The organism is Streptomyces sp. NPDC047079, from assembly GCF_040643755.1.
Lineage (GTDB): Bacteria > Actinomycetota > Actinomycetes > Streptomycetales > Streptomycetaceae > Streptomyces.
On the sequence record NZ_JBEYUZ010000014.1, the window covers coordinates 83,380 to 102,387 of the forward strand.

At 69.8% G+C, this 19,008-nt stretch carries 13 protein-coding genes and 1 pseudogene; 7 read left to right on the forward strand and 7 right to left on the reverse strand.

Translation table 11 applies throughout. The features are described 5' to 3' along the window. Both ABZ823_RS19645 and ABZ823_RS19650 read right to left on the reverse strand, forming a co-directional pair. Positions 1-684, reverse strand: coding sequence for a DUF2064 domain-containing protein (locus tag ABZ823_RS19645; protein WP_361661528.1), 684 nt, complete (start codon positions 682-684; stop codon positions 1-3). Beyond that, on the reverse strand, positions 681-1,409 hold the full coding sequence (locus ABZ823_RS19650) for a glycosyltransferase family 2 protein (protein WP_361661531.1): 729 nt from the start codon (positions 1,407-1,409) through the stop codon (positions 681-683). Before ABZ823_RS19650 ends, ABZ823_RS19645 begins: the two co-directional genes overlap by 4 nt. Positions 1,410-1,522: 113 nt before the next feature. Between ABZ823_RS19650 and ABZ823_RS19655 the strand changes: the two genes are divergently transcribed. Next, positions 1,523-2,242 carry a response regulator transcription factor gene (locus tag ABZ823_RS19655; RefSeq protein ID WP_361661534.1) on the forward strand — a complete coding sequence of 240 codons (720 nt, stop codon included), beginning with the start codon at positions 1,523-1,525 and terminating at the stop codon, positions 2,240-2,242. Next, complete coding sequence (locus ABZ823_RS19660; RefSeq protein ID WP_361661536.1) at positions 2,232-3,344, forward strand: HAMP domain-containing sensor histidine kinase; 1,113 nt, start codon at positions 2,232-2,234, stop codon at positions 3,342-3,344. Before ABZ823_RS19655 ends, ABZ823_RS19660 begins: the two co-directional genes overlap by 11 nt. A gap of 200 nt (positions 3,345-3,544) precedes the next feature. Here ABZ823_RS19660 and ABZ823_RS19665 read toward each other — a convergent pair whose 3' ends face one another. After that, the gene (locus ABZ823_RS19665; protein WP_361661539.1) at positions 3,545-4,597 is read right to left on the reverse strand and encodes an NAD-dependent epimerase/dehydratase family protein; all 1,053 of its coding nucleotides are present in this window, start codon (positions 4,595-4,597) and stop codon (positions 3,545-3,547) included. A gap of 554 nt (positions 4,598-5,151) precedes the next feature. Between ABZ823_RS19665 and ABZ823_RS19670 the strand changes: the two genes are divergently transcribed. Both ABZ823_RS19670 and ABZ823_RS19675 read left to right on the forward strand, forming a co-directional pair. Further along, a complete protein-coding gene (locus ABZ823_RS19670) occupies positions 5,152-5,952 on the forward strand; it encodes a CAP domain-containing protein (protein WP_361661542.1) in 801 nt (266 codons plus the stop codon). 164 nt (positions 5,953-6,116) lie between these two features. After that, positions 6,117-6,914, forward strand: coding sequence for an SAM-dependent methyltransferase (locus tag ABZ823_RS19675; RefSeq protein WP_361661545.1), 798 nt, complete (start codon positions 6,117-6,119; stop codon positions 6,912-6,914). A gap of 1,547 nt (positions 6,915-8,461) precedes the next feature. Here the strand turns inward: ABZ823_RS19675 and ABZ823_RS19680 are convergent. Beyond that, a complete protein-coding gene (locus ABZ823_RS19680) occupies positions 8,462-8,839 on the reverse strand; it encodes a DUF2267 domain-containing protein (protein WP_361661548.1) in 378 nt (125 codons plus the stop codon). 508 nt (positions 8,840-9,347) lie between these two features. After that, entirely contained in the window at positions 9,348-10,346 is a 999-nt protein-coding gene (locus ABZ823_RS19685) for a hypothetical protein (protein WP_361661551.1), read from the reverse strand. Between the two features lie 778 nt (positions 10,347-11,124). Here ABZ823_RS19685 and ABZ823_RS19690 point away from each other — a divergent pair. Beyond that, positions 11,125-12,345, forward strand: coding sequence for a metallophosphoesterase (locus ABZ823_RS19690; RefSeq protein WP_361661554.1), 1,221 nt, complete (start codon positions 11,125-11,127; stop codon positions 12,343-12,345). A 288-nt stretch (positions 12,346-12,633) separates the two neighbouring features. Here the strand turns inward: ABZ823_RS19690 and ABZ823_RS19695 are convergent. Both ABZ823_RS19695 and ABZ823_RS19700 read right to left on the reverse strand, forming a co-directional pair. After that, a pseudogene (locus ABZ823_RS19695) lies at positions 12,634-13,678 on the reverse strand (zinc-binding dehydrogenase). A 130-nt stretch (positions 13,679-13,808) separates the two neighbouring features. After that, positions 13,809-16,955 (reverse strand): cytochrome P450, encoded by a 3,147-nt coding sequence (locus tag ABZ823_RS19700; protein ID WP_361661749.1) that lies wholly within the window; start codon positions 16,953-16,955, stop codon positions 13,809-13,811. A gap of 297 nt (positions 16,956-17,252) precedes the next feature. On the opposite strand from ABZ823_RS19700, the gene ABZ823_RS19705 reads away from it, so the two are divergent. Continuing rightward, the gene (locus tag ABZ823_RS19705; protein ID WP_361661557.1) at positions 17,253-17,972 is read left to right on the forward strand and encodes a TetR family transcriptional regulator; all 720 of its coding nucleotides are present in this window, start codon (positions 17,253-17,255) and stop codon (positions 17,970-17,972) included. Between the two features lie 358 nt (positions 17,973-18,330). Further along, the gene (locus ABZ823_RS19710) at positions 18,331-18,951 is read left to right on the forward strand and encodes a TetR family transcriptional regulator (RefSeq protein WP_361661560.1); all 621 of its coding nucleotides are present in this window, start codon (positions 18,331-18,333) and stop codon (positions 18,949-18,951) included. Positions 18,952-19,008 lie beyond the last annotated feature (57 nt).

The following is a 19,008-nucleotide window of genomic DNA, read 5'->3' on the forward strand; positions in this document are numbered from 1 at the left end:
TCACCGACCGGCCTTTGCGAACGCGTTCACGGTGGCGGCGAAGCGCGACCCGGGCGGGCAGCACGCGGCGACCTCGGCGGCGTCGGCGGCGGTGTCCACGTCGCGCAGCTCCGGCAGGTCGCTCACGCTCAGGCCCGCCTCGGCCAGTCGGCGGCGCTGGATCGCCCCGGTGCGGTCGGTGGACATGGGCACGCCTCGCACGAGGCTCGCGGCGCGTGCCGGGTCGGCGAAACCCAGTGCCCAGAATCCGCCGTCCGCGGCCGGCCCGAACCAGGCGTCGTGGCCGTCCCGGCCGACACCCGCGACAAGGTCCACGGTCAGTTGGGGGGTGTCCATGCCGATCAGGAGGGCGGGTCCGCGGTCGCAGTGGGCGAAGGCCGTCGCGATCCGCTCGTCCAGGCCTCCGGACCCCTGGGGCACGATGTCGAAGCCGGGCGGCAGCCAGGGACCGGGAACACCGTCGGGAAGGTCGGGAAGGCCGGGACCGTCGAGAGCAAGGACGCGCCGCCGGGCGGGGATGTGAAGCACCATGTGCAGGGTGTCGGCGAGGGCGGCCTCTGCCAGGGCGGCCGCCTCCTGGGGTGTGTAGGGCGGGGTGAGCCGGGTCTTGACCCGCCCCGGGACGGGGTTCTTGGCGATGACCAGGATCGTGGCCGGCCCCGTGGCCGTAAGACGGGCGCTCATCGTCCGGCTCCCGGTACGGTCGCCGCGGTCACCGCGCCTGCGGCGGGCCGCTCGGCGAGTACGGCGCGCATGTCCCTTATCGCCTGCCAGGTACCGCGCCAGGTGCCGGTCACCTTCGAGCGGCCGGTGCGCGGGAGGTACGGCACGTCCGTCTCCGCCACCCGCCAGCCCGCGTCCGCCGCGCGGACCACCATTTGCAGCGGGTATCCGGAGCGCCGGTCGGTCAGGTCCAGTGCGAGCAGGGGCGCGCGGCGGGCTGCGCGCATCGGACCGAGGTCGTGCAGCCGTAGTCCGGTGCGCCGGCGGATCAGGCGGGCCAGTTCCAGGTTGGCCAGGCGGGCGTGTGCCGGCCAGGCGCGGCGTGTGACGGGCCTGCGGCGGCCCAGTACGAGGTCGGTGGAACCGTCGAGGACGGGTCCGACGACGGCGAGCAGCAGCGCGGGGTCGAGGGAGGCGTCGCAGTCGCAGAAGCAGACGACGTCGGCCGTGGCGGCCGTCAGGCCCGCGTGACAGGCGGCGCCGAAGCCGCGGCGCGGCTCGTGGACCACCTGCGCCCCGAGGGCGCGGGCGATGTCCGCCGAGCCGTCGGTGGAGCCGTTGTCGACCACGATCGCACGCCAGCCGGCGGGGACGCGCCTCAGCACCCACGGCAGGGCCTCGGCCTCGTCGAGGCAGGGAAGCACCACGTCCACGGGAGCGGGCGAAGAGGGGGATGTCTCGATCACCCCACTCACCCTACGAAGACAGAACGGACAAAAGGGATTTGGCGACCTTACGGATCGCTGACGTTCGCCGCCACGCGCGTGGACGGCCGAACCCCGGTGCGAGACTCGGTGGCGTGAAACGCGTACTCGTCGTGGACGACGACCCCACCGTCTCCGAGGTCGTCGCCGGCTACCTTGACCGGGCGGGCTTCGCCGTCGACCTGGCTGCCGACGGTCCCGCCGCCGTGGCCAGCGCCGCCGCCCAGCCCCCTGACCTGGTGGTGCTGGACCTGATGCTGCCCGGCCTGGACGGGCTGGAGGTGTGCCGCCGCCTCCGTGAGAACGGTCCGCTGCCTGTGATCATGCTGACGGCGCGCGGCGACGAGGAGGACCGCGTCCTCGGTCTGGAGGTCGGGGCCGACGACTACGTCACCAAGCCCTTCAGCCCCCGCGAACTCGTCCTCAGGGTGGAGTCGGTGCTGCGCCGCGCCGGAGCATCGGCCGCCGACCGGACCGCACCGGCCGAGTCCTGGCTGCGTGCCGGCCCCCTCGCCCTGAACCCCCGCGCTCGCCGTGCCATCCGCAACGGCAGCGAACTCGCCCTGACCATCCGCGAGTTCGACCTGCTGGAGTTCTTTCTGCGCAATCCCGGGCGGGCGACGAGCCGCGAGGAGCTGATGCGCCGGGTGTGGGGCTGGGAGTTCGGCGACCTGTCGACCGTCACCGTCCATGTGCGGCGTCTGCGCGAGAAGATCGAGCGCGACCCGGCACGCCCCCGCCTGATCAGCACCGTGTGGGGCAGGGGCTACCGCTTCGACGCTTCCCCGGCGGACGGAGCCGATGATGGCGCGTGACATTCTCCTCATCGCGCTCTACGCGGCCATCGGCGCGGCAGGCGCCGGGCTGCTCGGCACGGGGGCCCTGCGGCTGCTCCGCAACCGCTCGGTCGCTCTGTCGCTGGCCGTGGTCGCCACCGTGACGGTGGCGGCGATGCTCGCGGGCACCATGCTGGTGTCCTGGGCCATGCTCCTGTCCGACCACGACCTGTGGGTCGTGACGATGGTCTGCTCCATCGCGGCGGTCGTCTCGCTCGGGGTGGCACTGGCGCTCGGCCGCAGCGTCGTGCGCGGCAGCAGAGCCCTGGCGGAAGCCACTCGCGCCCTCGGAGACGACGGCCATTTCACACCGCCCGCCGCCGCTCTCACCGCCGAACTCGCCGAGCTGAGCGGCGAACTCGCCGCCACCAGCGCGAAGCTCGCCGCCTCCCGGGAGCGGGAGAGGGCCCTGGAGGACTCCCGGCGCGAACTGGTCGCCTGGATCTCCCACGACCTGCGCACCCCACTCGCCGGGCTACAGGCCATGGCAGAGGCCCTGGAGGACGGCATGGTCGACGATCCGAGCGTCTACCACGCCCGCATCCGCGCGGAAGTCGAGCGCATGAGCGACATGGTGAGCGACCTCTTCGAACTCTCCCGCATCCAGGCCGGCGTCCTGGCCCTGAACATCACCCGGATGTCGGTCTACGACCTCGTCGGAGACGCGCTCGCGGGCGTCGACGCCCTGGCCAGGGAGCACGGCGTACGGCTCGTCGGCGACGGCGTCGAGCCCGTCCCGGTCGAGGTCGACGGCCGCGAGATGTCGCGCGTCCTGGCCAACCTCCTCGTGAACGCGATCCGCCGGACACCCACCGACGGCACGGTCGCGGTCTCGGCCCGCCGGGAGGTGGACAGCGTCGTCGTCTCCGTGACCGACGGCTGCGGCGGCATTCCGCCGGAAGACCTGCCCCGCGTCTTCGACACCGGCTGGCGAGGCACCGATGCGCGGACCCCGCCAGCCGGAGCGGGTCTGGGCCTGGCGATCGTGCGCGGGATCGTGGAGGCACACCAGGGGCGCGCGGCGGTGTGCAACGTATCCGGCGGCTGCCGATTCGAGGTCCGTCTGCCCGCGGCCGCCTGAGAAGCCCACCGGCGCAAGAGCCGGCCCTGCGCGGGACTGCCAAGGCCGGACCCTTCGCCTTCGCCGGGCGAGACGGGAGGGCCGGACCCTTCGCCTTCCTCGGGCGGGACGGCAGGGCCGGACCCTTCGCCTTCCTCGGGCGGGACGGCAGGGCCGGACCCTTCGCCTTCCTCGTGGCCGGTATCCAGCCGCGGGAAAGGTCAGCCGGCCCGGAGCGGGGCCGTCGCGAACTCCGCCATTCCCTCCCGGAAGGCCACCTGCGGCTTCCAGCCCAGCTCCTCGCGCAGCCTGCGGGAGGAGGCGGTGATGTGGCGGACGTCGCCGAGCCGGTACTCCCCCGTGACCACCGGTGCCCGCCCGCCGTGCGCCTCGGCCAGGGCGGCGGCCATCTCCCCCACCGTGTGCGGCTCGCCGCTGCCTACGTTGTACGCCCTCGCGGTCCCCTCCGGCAGATCGAGCAGCCCGTCCAGCGCCGCGAGGTTGGCCCCGGTGACGTCCCGTACATGGACGAAGTCCCGCCGCTGGCCGCCGTCCTCGAACACGTGCGGCGCCTCACCGCGCTCCAGCGCGGACCGGAACAGCGAGGCGACGCCCGCGTACGGGGTGTCACGCGGCATCCCGGGCCCGTACACGTTGTGGTACCGCAGGGCGGCCATCCGCCCGCCCGCCGCGCGCGCCCAGGCGGCGGCCAGGTGCTCTTGCGCGAGTTTGGTGGCGGCGTAGACGTTGCGCGGATCGAGCGGGGCGTCCTCGGCCACCAAGCCGGGGGCGAGCGGCTCACCGCACGTCGGGCAGGGCGGTTCGAAGCGTCCGGCCTCCAGGTCGGCCACCGTGCGCGGCCCCGGGCGTACGACGCCATGCGACAGGCACTCGTAGCGTCCCTCTCCGTAGACCACCATCGAACTCGCCAGCACCAGACGCCTCACCCCGGCCTCGGCCATACCGGCGAGCAGCACCGCGGTGCCCAGGTCGTTGCAGCCCACATAGGCGGGGGCATCGGCGAAGTCCTTGCCGAGCCCGACCATCGCCGCCTGATGGCAGACGGCGTCCACACCCCGAAGGGCCTCGTCCACCGCCCCCGCGTCACGCACGTCCGCATGCCTGAAGTCCACCCCGTCGGGGATCGGCGGGGACGTGTGGTGCGCGGCGGGCAACAGCGCGTCGAGCACGCGCACATCGTGCCCGGCGCCGGTGAGGGCGGTGACGATGTGCGAGCCGATGAAGCCCACACCTCCGGTGACCAGGATCAACATGCCACCGACCGTACGGCCAGGGCCCCGCCCGGCGACCGCGCAGCGCCGGAATGTCAGGGGTTCGTAAGCCTTGCCGCCGTGGGGAACCGATGGGCGCGCATGCGACGGGCGAGGCCGTGAGCCCGACCGGACACAGAAGCCGTATTGCCGTGACATCCGCCACACCGCCCTCGGCAACTAGGCACCGCGCTTAGTAGATGCCGCTCCGGCGACATAGGCGACTTGTCCGGCTTACCTCGGATCCCCATCGTGCCGAGCTTTGCAGCACTTCACACGGTCGGCGTTCTCGCCATTTGCTCGCATAAGGGCCGTCACTGACGGGGCACCAGGCGTTTTGCGCAACCCACCCAGGCCGGATCGGCACGTTCTCCCACGCATCGCAAGGGCCGCCCTGCACTACGAAGCGCGGTAGTAGCCGAGCCCTTTGCACCCGTGTACAGCCCTCTCAAGAATGACGAGCCGCAGCACGTCTCCGCGGTCTCCGCGGTCCAGGGCGGAGCCTGCGCAGAGCCAGCCGCACAAGGGGCGTCCGCGATCATCGGGTGAGGACACGCATGGGCGAGCATCGTAAGAAGAAGCGTTACCGGCGAATACTCATCGCTGCCGTCGCCGTGTCGGCTGTGGGCGCGCCGCCCGTGGCCATGGCATGTGTCCACTGGCGGGACGGCGAAGAGAATCAGTCCCGCAGCGCCGACCAGCACGCGGCCAACGCTTCCTGGAAGAACGTCTACAGGAACTTCGACGGGAACCTCGGCGAGACCAGCGCACCCACTCCGTCGGCATCGCCCACTCCGACCGCCTCCGCGAGCACTCCGAAGAAGCCCGCGCCGAAGAAGCCCGCGCCGAAGAAGACGACCGCTGCGAAGAGGCCAGCCGCTCCGAAGCCCAAGGCGACCACGTCCAGCCCCGTCAAGGCCGCCGCCCCCGCCTCCGCGGCCCCCACCTCTGCGAGCACGCCGAAAGCCACCGCCACGGCGTCGGGCACCGTCGCTCGCATCGTGGAGCTCGTCAACGCCGAGCGCGGCAAAGCCGGTTGCTCGCCCGTGACCCTCAACACGACCCTGACCAAGGTCGCCCAGACACACAGCGAGGACATGGCGGCCCACCGGAACATGTCGCACACCGGGTCCGACGGGTCTTCGCCGGGCGACCGGATCACGCGCGCCGGCTACAGCTGGAGCACCTACGGAGAGAACGTCGCCTACGGTTACGACACTCCGGAACAGGTCATGGCGGGCTGGATGTCCAGCCCCGGCCACAAGGCCAACATCCTCGACTGCGCCTTCAAACAGATCGGCGTCGGACTCGCGCAGCCCGGCAGCTACTGGACACAGGACTTCGCGACCGCCAGGTAGGCGTCCGATCGGACTGCCACGCCCTCGTGGCGCAGAGACCCAAGCGCCGTCGGCGAACCGCTGATGCCGAGAACTGCGGCCACACCAAGGGTGGTTGATATGGGAGGCTGTCCAGGGTCGCCGGCGGGCAAGGGGGCCGTGGCGAGCGTCGAGTGGAGCGCAGTGTGAGACAGGACGGCTTCCGTGCCGAGGAGATCGACACCAGCAGGCCGCACCCTGCGCGGATCTACGACTATCTGCTGGGCGGCAAGGACAACTACGAGGTGGACCAACGGGCCGGCGACGAACTCGCCGCCGCCGCGCCCGAGGTGCGGATAGGCCTGCGAGCCAACCGCGCCTTCCTGCGGCGCGCCGTCCGCCATGTCGTCTCCAGCGGCGTCCGCCAGATCCTCGACATCGGCACCGGGCTGCCCACCTCCCCGAACGTGCAGGAGATCGCCCACGAGACGGCGCCGGACGTGCGCGTCGCGTATGTCGACAACGATCCGATCGTGAAGGCCCATGCGGACGCGCTGCTGAGCCGTTCCGGCACGACCAGCGTCGTCCTCGCCGACCTGCGCGACCCGCGGGCCATCGTGGACCACCCCGACGTCCGCCAGGTCATCGACTTCGACGAGCCGGTCGCCCTGCTCCTCGTCGCGATCCTCCACTTCCTGACCGACGCGGACAACCCCCAGCAGGTCGTCGCCACCCTGCGCGACGCGCTACCGTCCGGCAGCTTCCTGGTGCTGTCGCACGCCACGGGTGACTTCGCTGATCGCAGCGATGCACAGGCCGTCTACAACAGGGCCACCGCCACACTGAACCTGCGGTCCCGCACCGAGGTCGAGCGTTTCTTCACCGGCTTCGAACTGGTCGAGCCCGGCCTGGCCCAGGTCCCCTTCTGGCGCCCGGACACCCCGCCGCCGGCACGATCGGACGAGATCGGCTTCTACGGGGGCGTGGCTCGCAAGACGGGCTGACCCCGGATGGGCCGCGCCTCCCAGGCACCGCGGTGAGAGTACGAGTCTCGCTCCACGCGCCGCCCTCGACCCGGCAGCACGGATCGTGCCCTCCTCCTCGGACCGGGAGCTACCGGCCGCCGACGGGTCCGTGCCGCGCGGCGGAAAGCCGCGCGGTCGGACGTACATCCGCTGAACTCCATCGCCCCGAGCATGCTGGGCAGGGACAGCGTGGCTTCGAGGCGGGAGGCGCTGCCCGTCACGGTCATCTACCGGCTGCTCGGGCGTGTCCCGCGCGAGGACGAGCGCCTCTTCCGGGGCCGGCAGCGCATCAGCCTGAGCCTCGCGCTTTCACGAGGGGGACGTTCGCACGAGGTAAAGTGTGTAGTTTCGCTTTGCCCCGTCGACAAGGACATAGCCGCGAGCATTCGCATACGCACCCGTGCCGCCGGTGATAGCCGTTTTCCACGGCGGCGGAGTCCCTTGGCGTGTAACGGAGAGCGTATTCTGCCAGGTGACCTGTCCATTACCGAGGCTGTAACTGCCTGAACACAGCTGAGTGGTCGGATGCGCTGGGGTAGGATTCAGGGATCCACCGATCTGGGTGCACATTGTTGCAGAAAAGCCACCCTTGCCCCCGCTGCGGGAGATATTTTCGGTGATGAAAACCTGATTGCCTACTCCGGTTGCGCGATCTCCATCGTTGAGCCTCTTGCTTCCCGTCATCTTCCCGTGCAGATGGATTACTTCGTAGCTCCCCACTCTCTCGTCGCCCTGAGCATTGGAGCTTGAGGACGCAGCGGCATGGTATCCGATACCTGACACTGTGAGCACCGAAGCGGCCAGCAGACACCACTTTGAAGTGGTCATACTCGTTTCCTCTCTGATGGCGATTTCCTACTGCGATGCGAGCAAGCGTCACCGTATACGGTCTGAGCGACACGCAAACGCAATCAGTGAGGTTGCATTCTTCGTGTCGTAGCGGACTGACGGCTCAACACCCGTTGCGGTCTCACCCGGAGGCGTGCGTTATCCACGGGTGCCTCGGTAGCCGCCGTCCGCGACGACCGCGGTGCGTCCGAACTCTTCCTTGCCCCGGATATCTCCCATACCCGCCATCGTTGCGGTTCCGTACCAAGTCGACGAACTGACCTACGCTCTGCTGTGGGCCTGCTTGAAATCGGAACGACGCCCTTCCCGCCGACGAAGGCGCCGTCCACAGCGAACAGAATAGTCTCGACGTTACGCCGCCGCCTGTTCACCGAACTCCAGCCTTGACGAGCGCCGGCTCTTGTTCTGAGGGCTACTCCCACTAGATGAGGAACAGGAGGCAGCGGGCGCTCCCCAAGAGGCCCAGCTTGGTGCGCCGGTCGGCCTCCGCGACCCAGCGCACGTCCTCGCCCACCCAGTGCGCAGCGCATTGTGCACGTGTCCCCACCGGGCCATCCGACCGGGCGTGGGCATCCTCGCTCTCCACTCGTACGCCGCGCCATGCGGAACCGAAACGGAGGTCGAGCTCCAGGGCCGGACCTTCGGCCCTGGCACTCACCTCGCGTCGTGTCGGCCGCCTAGCCCCTGGCGCCGGCGAGCTCGCCGAACTCCGTGGGCAGCTGGGCCAGTACGTGGCGGAACTCGCCGTCGCTGACCGCGTCGCGGAGGGTGCTCAGTTCCGCACGCACTCCCTCGCGGGCCTCGTCCGGGCTCATGCCGGAACGCCGGCTCACTCGGTTGATGAACTCCTCCAGTCCGAAGCCCTCCGCTTCTGGGGTCGGGGCGATGAGGGGTGTCTTCAGCGGCTTGGGCAGCTCCGAGGCGAGATCGTCCGCCTCGCCCCGGGTGAGCCGCTCGGCCAGGGTTTCCAAAGTCGCGCGGGTGAGGGTCTCAGCCTTGTCCCGGGGAACATGGGAGCGCCGGGACACCGTGTCGATGAAGGTCTCGTAATCCATGAGCTGTCTCTCCTCGTGTTCCTGTCGCCCCGCTCCCGAACGGGGCGGATGACTCTCGTACGGGGAAGTGGGCCCTGGGGGTGCCGAGGCGGGAGGGAGACAGCGCCCACGGGGCCCGACCGGGTCGCATTCGGGCCACGTCCCGGCAGAGGGACGTTCGTTGCAGCAGTTGACGGTCGTCCAGGAAGTTCTCCCCGGACCCGGCGCCGGCCCCCACCACAACCGATGGCACAGCAGTCGTTCCCTGGGGGAGGACGGCCAGGGGCTGTGGGGTGCTGATGTGTGCCATGGCGCCTCCGCCTGCACATCGGCTGGAGTGTTCAGGACGTCTCAACGCTGTCCAGGTTCCAGCCACGGACGCCACTCATTCCTCCCCCCGGCGGTACCAAAGCGGAAGAACGCGGTAGACCTGCCAGTGCAAGCCACGACTCATGAGAAGCAGTGGTTGACACATTGCGACTGCGGCACCCCGCCGTGGTCATCCGGTGTGCTCCGCCGGGCATTGGCATCACCGACCGGGGCCGCCCCGTGGCGTGTCCATGCCTTCGTCCGGCCGTGCCGACCTCTCCTTGAGCTGCCGCTGACGTTCGCGCTGTCGTCGTCCGTAGGCCGCGTCACGTACCTGGTCGTCTGTTTCCAGACTGCTGCCGAAGGCGCCGCCGACCATCGCGATGGCGGTGATGAACCAGGACAAGTAGATGTAATCGCCCGCACCCACTGGGCGTCCGATGAATTTCTGAAGTACGGACGCGGCCAGCAACAGGAACGATACGGCGACCAGAACCCCGAAGAGAACAGTGGCCAGAACGACAACTGCGGACGCAACCGTGATCAGAGTGACCAGATTGTAGGGGTAGAAGGGATGGTGGCGGGCAGGCAGGTCACCGGGCCGTTCCCACAGTTCATGGTCGATGATGATCCATGCGGTCAGCGCCGACGCCGCCAGCGCCGTGATGACTGCGTGCTGCCACGTACCCAGCGCGGTAGCGAGATTCCACGTGGCGGTATTCATGAACAACACCGTCGCCGTGGCAAACACACCCGCCAGCCCGCGCGACAAGGAGCCGAACAACCGCCAGGGACGGTTGGCGTACACCATCCCGGCGACGAGGCGAACATGCCCGCGCAGACCGGGTACGACGTAGCGTCTTGGCATGTCAGAGGCGTCACCGGCGCTGGGTCCTGCCTGGTGAGGTAGGCGGCCGATGACCTCCGGGTGCTGCGGGGCGTCTTCCTGTGTGACGAACTGCCGGACGATGTCGACGATCGCCTGCCGAACCCGGCGACGGAGTCGTCGAGACCCCAGGGCGGGCAGGGAGATCACCGCGGCACGTTGCTCAGTGTCGATTTCCACGCTGATCGGGTGCAGCCTCGCTCGCCGTGGGAGGTCCGTGATGAAGACGGCGATGTCCCACTTGATGCCTTGCAGATGGCGGCTGACGGCGTCCGCGATGTCGGAGACGTCGACCTGCTCGGCACCGACCAGCGGAGCGGTGAAGGCGTCCACCACCCACTCAACCCGGCTGCTCACGGCCCGGGTGAGGTGTTGAGGCAAACGCGGCGCCAGAGCCCGAGCGATCTCTGAGGGCACGCCGGGATCGGCGACAAGGACCAGGCGTTGCCGGCCAGGTGGCGGCGGCGTCATCGTCCGGCACATCGGATATGCGGAGCTGCTCGTGTGCAACTCCGCCGTGACGGGGAGCCAACGACAGGTGCCGCCGCAACAGTGCTCGCCGGCTGCGTCGTCGCCCCAAGGGACGTGGGATAGCCCGTGGTCGGCGCGGCCTTCATGATCTTTACCTCTGCCACCAAGCTCACGCGGTCAAACGAGGAAGGGAGCGGAGTCGTTCAAAGGGACGCGCCCGCATGGCGACCGGTCAGTGCCCTTTCCGCTGCGGCTGCCCTGGACGTTGGCGCCTGCCGGCGCCCACCGAGGCTCGGGCCGACCATCTGAGCTGCGGGACCGGTTTCGTCACCAGGCGGTTGAACGAGCGGCTGTCCTGAGACACCGGGGCGCCGACGACGCCACTGGCCCTGGACGCGGCGGCCCGACTGCTGGCCGCCGTCAGCCTCACAGCCTTCCCGAACAACTATGCGGTCGGGAATCCGCTGCAACCCGGGCCGGGCCACACGGGGGCGGCGACGGTGCGCCGGACGGTGGAGTTCATCCATGCACACGCAGACCGGCCCATCACGCTGGGGCCGCACCCATGAACGCCCGTCCGGCAGCCCGAAGACGACCGGATACAGTGCGCGAGACGGCACCCTGGTCAGAGAGGGGCAGCGTGACCCACACCAGCAACACCCGACCCGCCGACAGCGAAGCGCAAGCTCCGCGGCAGAGCCGACTGCACCGCCTGATGCGCTACATCCCCCTGATCGCCCCCGTCCTGCTGTGGGCCGTGCCCTGCTGGGTTCTCCTGCACACCGGCCAGCACTGGCCGCTGCCGGTCACGCTGGTCGGCACCGCCCTGTTCGCCCTCGGCCTCGTTGGTATGCCGCTCGCGATCGCGCGCGGCCACGGCCGACGCCAGCAGGACCGGGCGGCGATCGTCGGTGACACCCTGCTGGGCACCAGCTGGGTTCTGTTCACCTGGTCCATTCTGCTCGGCGTCCCCTTGCGGCTCGCCCTGACCGTGGCCGGCGTCGACGAGAGTCAGGACCGGGCCCGAATCGTCACTTGGGCCGTCCTCGGCATAACCGCCGTACTACTCGCCTGGGGGTACGCCGAAGCCCGCCGCGTGCCACGCGTGCGCCGACTCGACGTGCGACTCCCACGGCTGGGTGCCGGGTTGGACGGCATTCGCGTCGTCCTCATCACCGACACCCACTACGGCCCACTCGATCGCGCCCGCTGGTCGGCACGGGTGTGCGAGACGGTGAACACCCTGGAAGCCGACCTGGTCTGCCACACCGGCGACATCGCGGACGGCACGGCCGAACGCCGCCGCGCCCAGGCCGCCCCACTCGGAGCCGTGCGGGCCACCCGGGCCCGTGTATACGTCACCGGCAACCACGAGTACTACAGCGAGGCCCAGGGCTGGGTCGACCTGATGGAGGAGCTGGGCTGGGAGCCGCTGCGCAACCGCCATCTGCTGCTCGAACGCGGAGGCGACACTCTCGTGGTCGCCGGCGTGGATGACGTCACCGCCGACTCCTCCGGCCTGGCAGGCCACCGCGCCCACCTCGCCGGAGCGTTGAACGGCGCCGACCCCGACCTACCCGTCCTGCTCTTGGCGCACCAGCCCAAGTTCATCGACCGGGCAGCAGCCGCAGGCATCGACCTCCAACTCTCCGGCCACACCCACGGCGGCCAGATCTGGCCCTTCCACCACCTCGTCCGCATCGACCAGCCGACCCTCGCCGGCCTCAGCCGCCACGGCTCCCGCACCCTCCTCTACACCAGCCGCGGCACCGGCTTCTGGGGCCCGCCCTTCCGCGTCTTCGCCCCCAGCGAGATCACCCTGCTCGTGCTCCGCTCCCCGCACGTGCCCACCTCGATGTAGCACTCGACGGGCCGACGCATCCACTTTGAGCAGTCCACGAGCCGAGGGATGCGGCGTCGACGCAGGACCAGACCCGTCTCGCCGAGGACAAGATCGGGACCGTTCCCGGGCCGACGAATCTGCCGGGACGTGCGGAAGAGTCGAGGCGCCTCCAGCAAACGGCCGACACGCGAGTGGCCCAGTCTGAGCCCGGCCAGGGCGAAAGACCGTGGGCGCCGGTACCCCCTCAAGCACCGGCGCCCACTCACCCCTGCCCAGAGGTGGTCTTGATGAATGTGTGTCGAGGTGTCAGGGAACCAGGATCAGACGGATCGGGTCGCCGATCTTGTTCTCCAGTCGGTTGACCGCGTCGGCGGCCTCGGCCAGCGGGAGGTGGTCGGTGATGGAGGGAGCCAGGTCGAGGCGGCCGCTGGAGGCAAGCTGCACCAGCTCGACGACGCCCTCGGGGGTGGCGCCGTAGTGACCGCGCACCTGCTTCATCATGTAGTTGAGGGTCAGGCCCTCGCTGATGGTGAGCGGCCTGGGCGTGATGCCCACCAGGATCAATGAGCCGCCCATGCCGAGCACGGAGGCGGCCTGCTCGCGGACGGCGGGCACACCGGCGCAGTCGAAGGCGAAGTCCAGGCCTTCCCGGCGGTAGCCGCGCGGACCTGCTCGGCGAAGTCGGGGGCGGCCGGGTCGAGCGCGAAGTCCGCTCCGAAGGACAGGGCGCGCTCGCGTGCGCTGGGCAGCGGGTCGACGGCGATGATCGGTGCGGCACCGGCCAGGCGGGCGACGCGGACGTTGTGCGCGCCGACTCCGCCCACGCCCCAGATGCCGACGGACTGGGCGGGCCGTACGCCTGCGGTGGCGACGACGGCGCATAGGGGGTGGAGACCGCGTCGGGAATGATCGCGGCCTGGTCGAACGGGAGGTTGTCGGGGATGGGTACGAGGGTCTCCTCCGGGGTGACCATGTACTGGGCCCAGCCGCCGTCGTAGTCGATGCCGGCGGTACGGACCTGGGTGCAGGGGCGGCGGCGCACGCAGCCCCCGCACTGGCCGCAGACCTTGCCGGCCTCGACGGTGACACGAGTGCCGACGGTCAGGGCCCGCTTGAGGTCGGGGCCGAGCGTGTGAATCACACCGGAGACCTCGTGGCCGACCGTGACCGCGTCGGACTCCAGGAAGAGCGGGGGGAGGGAACCGTCGAGCAGGTGGGCGTCCGAGAGGCACACGCCTGCGGCCTTGACCTCGACGAGCACCTCGCCCGGACCGGGCACGGGGACGGGGACCTCTTCCACGACGAACTTCTTCGAGTCCACGTAGAAGCGTCCGGCGAGCATGGTGTCCATGACGAACTGCTTTCTGTGAGTGGCACTCCGGCGGTTCGGGCCGCCGAGTGCCAGAGGATTTGCCGGGAGGGGTGGTGACCGGGAGGCGTGCGGGTCGACAGGTGCGCCGCACGCCTCCCGGCGTCTGGGGTCAGGCGAAGACGTCCTGCTGGTATCGCTCGTCGGCCTCCAGCTGGGCGAGCCACCGCTGGGCGGTCTCGTCGTCGGCGCCGGTCTTCTCGCGGTAGATCGCGGCGAGGGCCTCGCGTACGGCCGGCGCCATGCGGCGGCCGTCACCGCAGACGTAGATGTACGCGCCGTCCTGGATGGCCTGCCACACGCTGTCGGCGGTGTTGGCGATGGCGTTCTGCACGAACCGGGCCGGGTGGCCGGTCACCGCGGAGTAGGCGGTGTGGACCTGGGCGATCCCGGCCTGCTCCCAGTTCTGCATCTCCTGGCGGTAGAAGTAGTCGTGCTCGGGGTGGCGGCAGCCGACGAACACCTGGGACAGGCCGACCTGGGTGCCGGCCTCCTGCTGGTGGGCGCGCTCCTCCAGGAAGCCGCGCAGCGGCGCGATACCGGTACCCGGGCCGATCAGGATCAGCGGCGTGGCCGGGTCGGCCGGCGGCGCGAACGTCGGGGAGGGCACGCGCACGTAGCCGTAGACGACGTCACCCGGCTCCAGGCCCGCGATGTACGAGGAGCAGGTGCCGCGGTACTGTCCGTCGCCGGACAGGGCCGGGCCCTCCAGCAGGCCCACGGTCAGGCGCACCTGGCGCGGGTTGGCCTGCGGGGCGGAGGAGATGGAGTAGAACCGCGGACGGATCGGGGCCATCATGTCCAGGAAGGCGGCCAGCGGCAGCTCGACCGCCGGGAAGCGCTCCAGCAGGTTCAGCACCGAGACGCGCTTGCCGAGGATCTCCTTCTGGAAGAGCTCTTCGGCTTCCTCGGTGTCGGCGGTGTAGGCCTCCAGCTGCGGGCGGGTCCACGGGCACTGGGTGTACTCGGCCAGGGACCTGACCTGGGAGCGGGTGGCCACGTCCTGCAGCTCCACGAACTCGGTCAGCAGCAGCCCCGCAGTGACGGGCACGCCGACCGGCAGGTGGCTGCGGCCGCCCGCGGGCAGCTCCAGGCGCAGGACCTGGTCGCGGTCCACATCCAGCCGCGTGAGCGCACGGTCCACCAGAGCCGGCTCGTTCTTGGCGAAGACGGCCAGGTGGTTGCCGGTGTCGTAGGTGACGCCCTCGGGCAGCTCGATGGTGATGGACTTCGCGGCCGGTCGCGGCGGCTCGATCCGGAAGTCCCACAGGCCGGTCGCGTCGGCCACGAGTTCCTCGTTGGTCACCACGGTCAGCGGGTAGGCCTGCTCGGAGACGATCGCGGGGCGCACGTCGGCCTCGGTGAGGAGCTGGACCTCGTAGCGCGGGCCGGTGGCTTCGGAGGTGTCGGCGGCGTACTCCTCGGCCAGAGTGGCCCACAGGGTGTCCATCCAGCGGGAGGCCATGCCGTCGAAGTCACCGGCGGCGTCCGCGACACCGCGCTCGATGACGGGGGTGGCGCCGGCGGCCAGCAGACCCTCCTCGATCCGCTTGGGGAAGGCCTGGTAGGTGGCCACCCACTGGGTGTTGCCGGCGCCCAGCAGCGCGAACCGCACGTTCTTCAGGGAGCCTTCGGGCAGTCCTTCGGCGAGCAGGTCGTCGAAGCGCTGGGCGTTGTCGGGGGCCTTGCCGTTGTAGCTGGCGGCGACGACGACGAGCAGGCCCTCGGTGGGCAGGTTGTCGCCGAGCTCGTCCAGGCTGATCAGCGTGGTGCCGAAGCCGGAGCGCTCGCTGCGGTCGGCTATGGTGCGGGCCAGGTCCTCGGAGCTGCCCAGGCTGGAGCCGTAGGCGACGGTCAGGTTGACCCCGACTCCGCTGACCGCGGCCTGCGCCTGCGTGTCGTCGCTCTGCAGGTCCGCCACGCTGAACACGGTCCGCTCGCGCTCCCGACGGGAACGGACGACAAGCTCGAAACCGCCGGGCTTGCGCGTCAGCGCCTCCTTGATGTCCATCCTGTAGTCGACGGTGTCGGAGAACTTGAACTTCTGCAGCACCAGGGCCAGGGCCAGACGCGCCTCGGTCAGCGCGAACTGGCGGCCGATGCACGCACGCCGGCCGTTGCCGAACGGCTTGTACGCGTGCGGGTGCTGCTGGGCCCGGTTCTCCGGCAGCCACCGGTCGATGTCGAACTCGTGCGGCCGGTCCCAGGCCTTGGGGTGTGTGTGCAGCGGGCCCATCAGGATGTTGGTCTGCGTGCCCTGCTCCAGCTCGTAGCGGCCGCCGATGACGGTGTCCTGAAGCGGGGCCTTCATGATCTGCGGGATCGGAGCCCAAAGGCGCAGGGTCTCCTCCAGGATCCGCGGGATCACGTCCATCTTCATGATCGTGTCGTAGTCCGGGACCGTGTCGCCCGGCAGCAGGCGGTCCACCTCGGCGTAGGCCTGGGCCAGCACGTGCGGGTTGCGCATCAGCGAGTAGGTGGCGAACGACAGCAGACCGCTGGTGGTCTCGTGACCGGCGATCAGGAAGGTCACCACCTGGTCACGGACGTTCTCGTCGTCCAGCGGCTTGCCCGTCTCGGGGTCGATGGCCTCAAGCATGAGACCCAGCAGGTCGTTCTCACCGCTGGACTTCCCCTGACGGCGCTCCTTGATCACACTGTCGACCAGGTCGCGCATCAGCTGGATGTTCGCGCGGTACCGCTTGTCGTCGTCCTTGCGCTGCGCGGTCATCTCCGGTAGCTCCCCGGCGCGCCGCATCGACTCGGTCAGCGCTTCCAGCAGCGCGTTGAGGAAGGGGTGCAGTTCCTCCTTCTCGTAGGAGTTGAACCGGTAGCCGAATCCGGACAGGGCGATGGTGTCCAGCGTCAACCTGGTGTAGTCATCGGTGATCTTGACCGGCTGGCCTGCCTTGCTCTCCCACTTGCCCAGCAGGTTCTGGGCGATCTCGAGCATCTGGCCGAAGTAGCCCTTCATGGCCCGCTGGCTGAAGGCCGGCATAAGGATCCGGTGCGCCATGCCCCAGGCGTCACCGTCGTCCACCTCGTGGGCCGTGAACAGGCCCGCACCGGTGTAGTCCCGCACATGGGTCAGCGGCGGGAGGACCGGCTTGCCGAAACGGGTCTCGTCACTGACCTCCGTGATCAGGTCCGGGTCGTAGACGAACACGTTCTGCCGGCCGGCGATGTCCAGGCTGAAGATCCCCTCGGGGAACTGCTTCGACAGCTCAATGAAGTACGCGCCCGGGCCGCTGTCGGGGATCTGCGGCGGGTGGCCGAGCGAGGGACCCGCCCGGGGACCCGGTGGGGCGAACGTCGTTCATCGCGGAGTTCGTGGTCATTGGCTTGCTCCTTCGCAGGGAGGGAGATGGGCAGGAGCTGGTGCACCACGGAAACATACACCGTACGGAATTGATATCATACAACGTACGGAAAGCTCAAATCCAGGTCACGAGCGGGCGCCCGTGACCGAAGTCATAACCATACGATGTATGGAAATGTTAGCTTCCGCGGCATGGAAAAGGTGAGACGTCCCCCGCGTGGAACCCGGAAGAGAGACGTGCCTCTGACCGAGGCCGGGATCTACGCCGCCGCCCTGCGGCTCATCGACGAGAACGGGGTCGAGGCGCTCACCATGCGCAAACTCGCCACCACCCTCGACGCCAACCCGATGTCGCTGTACCACCACGTGCCGAACAAGGACGCCCTGCTGCACGGCGTGGCCAGAACGGTCGGCACCCGGTTCCGTACCGTCACGCCGGAAGACGCTCCCTGGCAGGAGCGCATCCGCCTGCTCGCCGCGGACTTCCGGACGCTGGCACACCGCCACCCCAAGCTGACGGCCTACTCGTTCGGCCAACCGGACTTCCTCCAGCCCGAAGACCCCTTCTGGACCGCGCTCACCGCGACACTGGACGCCGCAGGGGTGCCGCACTCGGAGACCCCGCAGATCGCCGCTCTTGTGTGCACCGTCGTCGTCGGCTTCCTCACCGCCGAACTCAACGGCGCGCTCCACCAGTGGGCGAACCTCCAGCGCTCCACACCCCCCTCCGGCGCGGACGAGCCGGCGAACGCGGGCCCTGACGAGGACGGGGTGTTCCGGCTGGTGCTGGACACGATCATCAGCGGCCTGGAGAACCGGCTCACAGCCGACCCTGCCGGCGAGGGCGACCATGAGCCCGCTCAGTACTCCCGGCGCGCCTCCGGACGCATCCCCCGCCAACTCCCCCCACTGGCCGCACTCCGCGAAGGAGAGCCCACGGAGGAATCTCGCCGCTGACCAGGCCACCGGACGGCGGCCGAGTCACGCCGCCCACACGAGAAGACCCCAGAACCTGCGTCTCGCGTCTGGGCGTCTCGCGTCTCGCGTCTCGCGTCTCGCGTCTCGCTGGAAGCGGAGGGCATACAGCTGTGGGGCTCATTCGGCTCGCTTCCGGCGCTCGCTGGCGGCGTACAGCCGTGGACATGCACGGATGGCGGGGTAGCGGCCGCGGCGGGAGCCACGTCGGAGGGCGTCGCTGTGGCGGGGCGTCGATCGTCAGCCCATCTGCCGGAGGCAGAGGCGCCCGTATGAGGCTGATACCGTACGGGGTATGAAAGAGCCGAGGCGTCCCCCGCGTGGAACCCGGAAGAGAGACGTGCCTCTGACCGAGGCCGGGATCTACGCCGCCGCCCTGCGGCTCATCGACGAGAACGGGGTCGAGGCGCTCACCATGCGCAAACTCGCCACCACCCTCGACGCCAACCCGATGTCGCTGTACCACCACGTGCCGAACAAGGACGCCCTGCTGCGCGGCGTGGCCAGAACGGTCGGCGCCCAGTTCCGTACCGTCACGCCGGAAGACGCTCCCTGGCAGGAGCGCATCCGCCTGCTCGCCGCGGACTTCCGGACGCTGGCACACCGCCACCCCAAGCTGATGGCCTACTCGTTCGGCCAACCGGACTTCCTCCAGCCCGAAGACCCCTTCTGGACCGCGCTCACCGCGACACTGGACGCCGCAGGGGTGCCGCAGCCAGAAATTTCGGAGACCGCCGCTCTTGTGTGCGCCGTCGTCGTCGGCTTCCTCGCCGCCGAACTCAACGGCGCGCTCCCCCGGTGGGCGAACCTCCAGCCCGCCGCCGCCGCTGCCGACGAGGACGGGCCCACGCATGCGGGCCCTGACATGGACCGCATGTTCCGCCTGATGCTGGACGCGATCGTCACGGGCCTGGAAAGCAGGCTCACAGCCGATCGCGACGGCCAGGACGCCGTCCATTGAGTCCGGTCGTGAGGCGTTGCAGTCGGCAACGGGATCGGGAGCCAGTCTGTACGACCT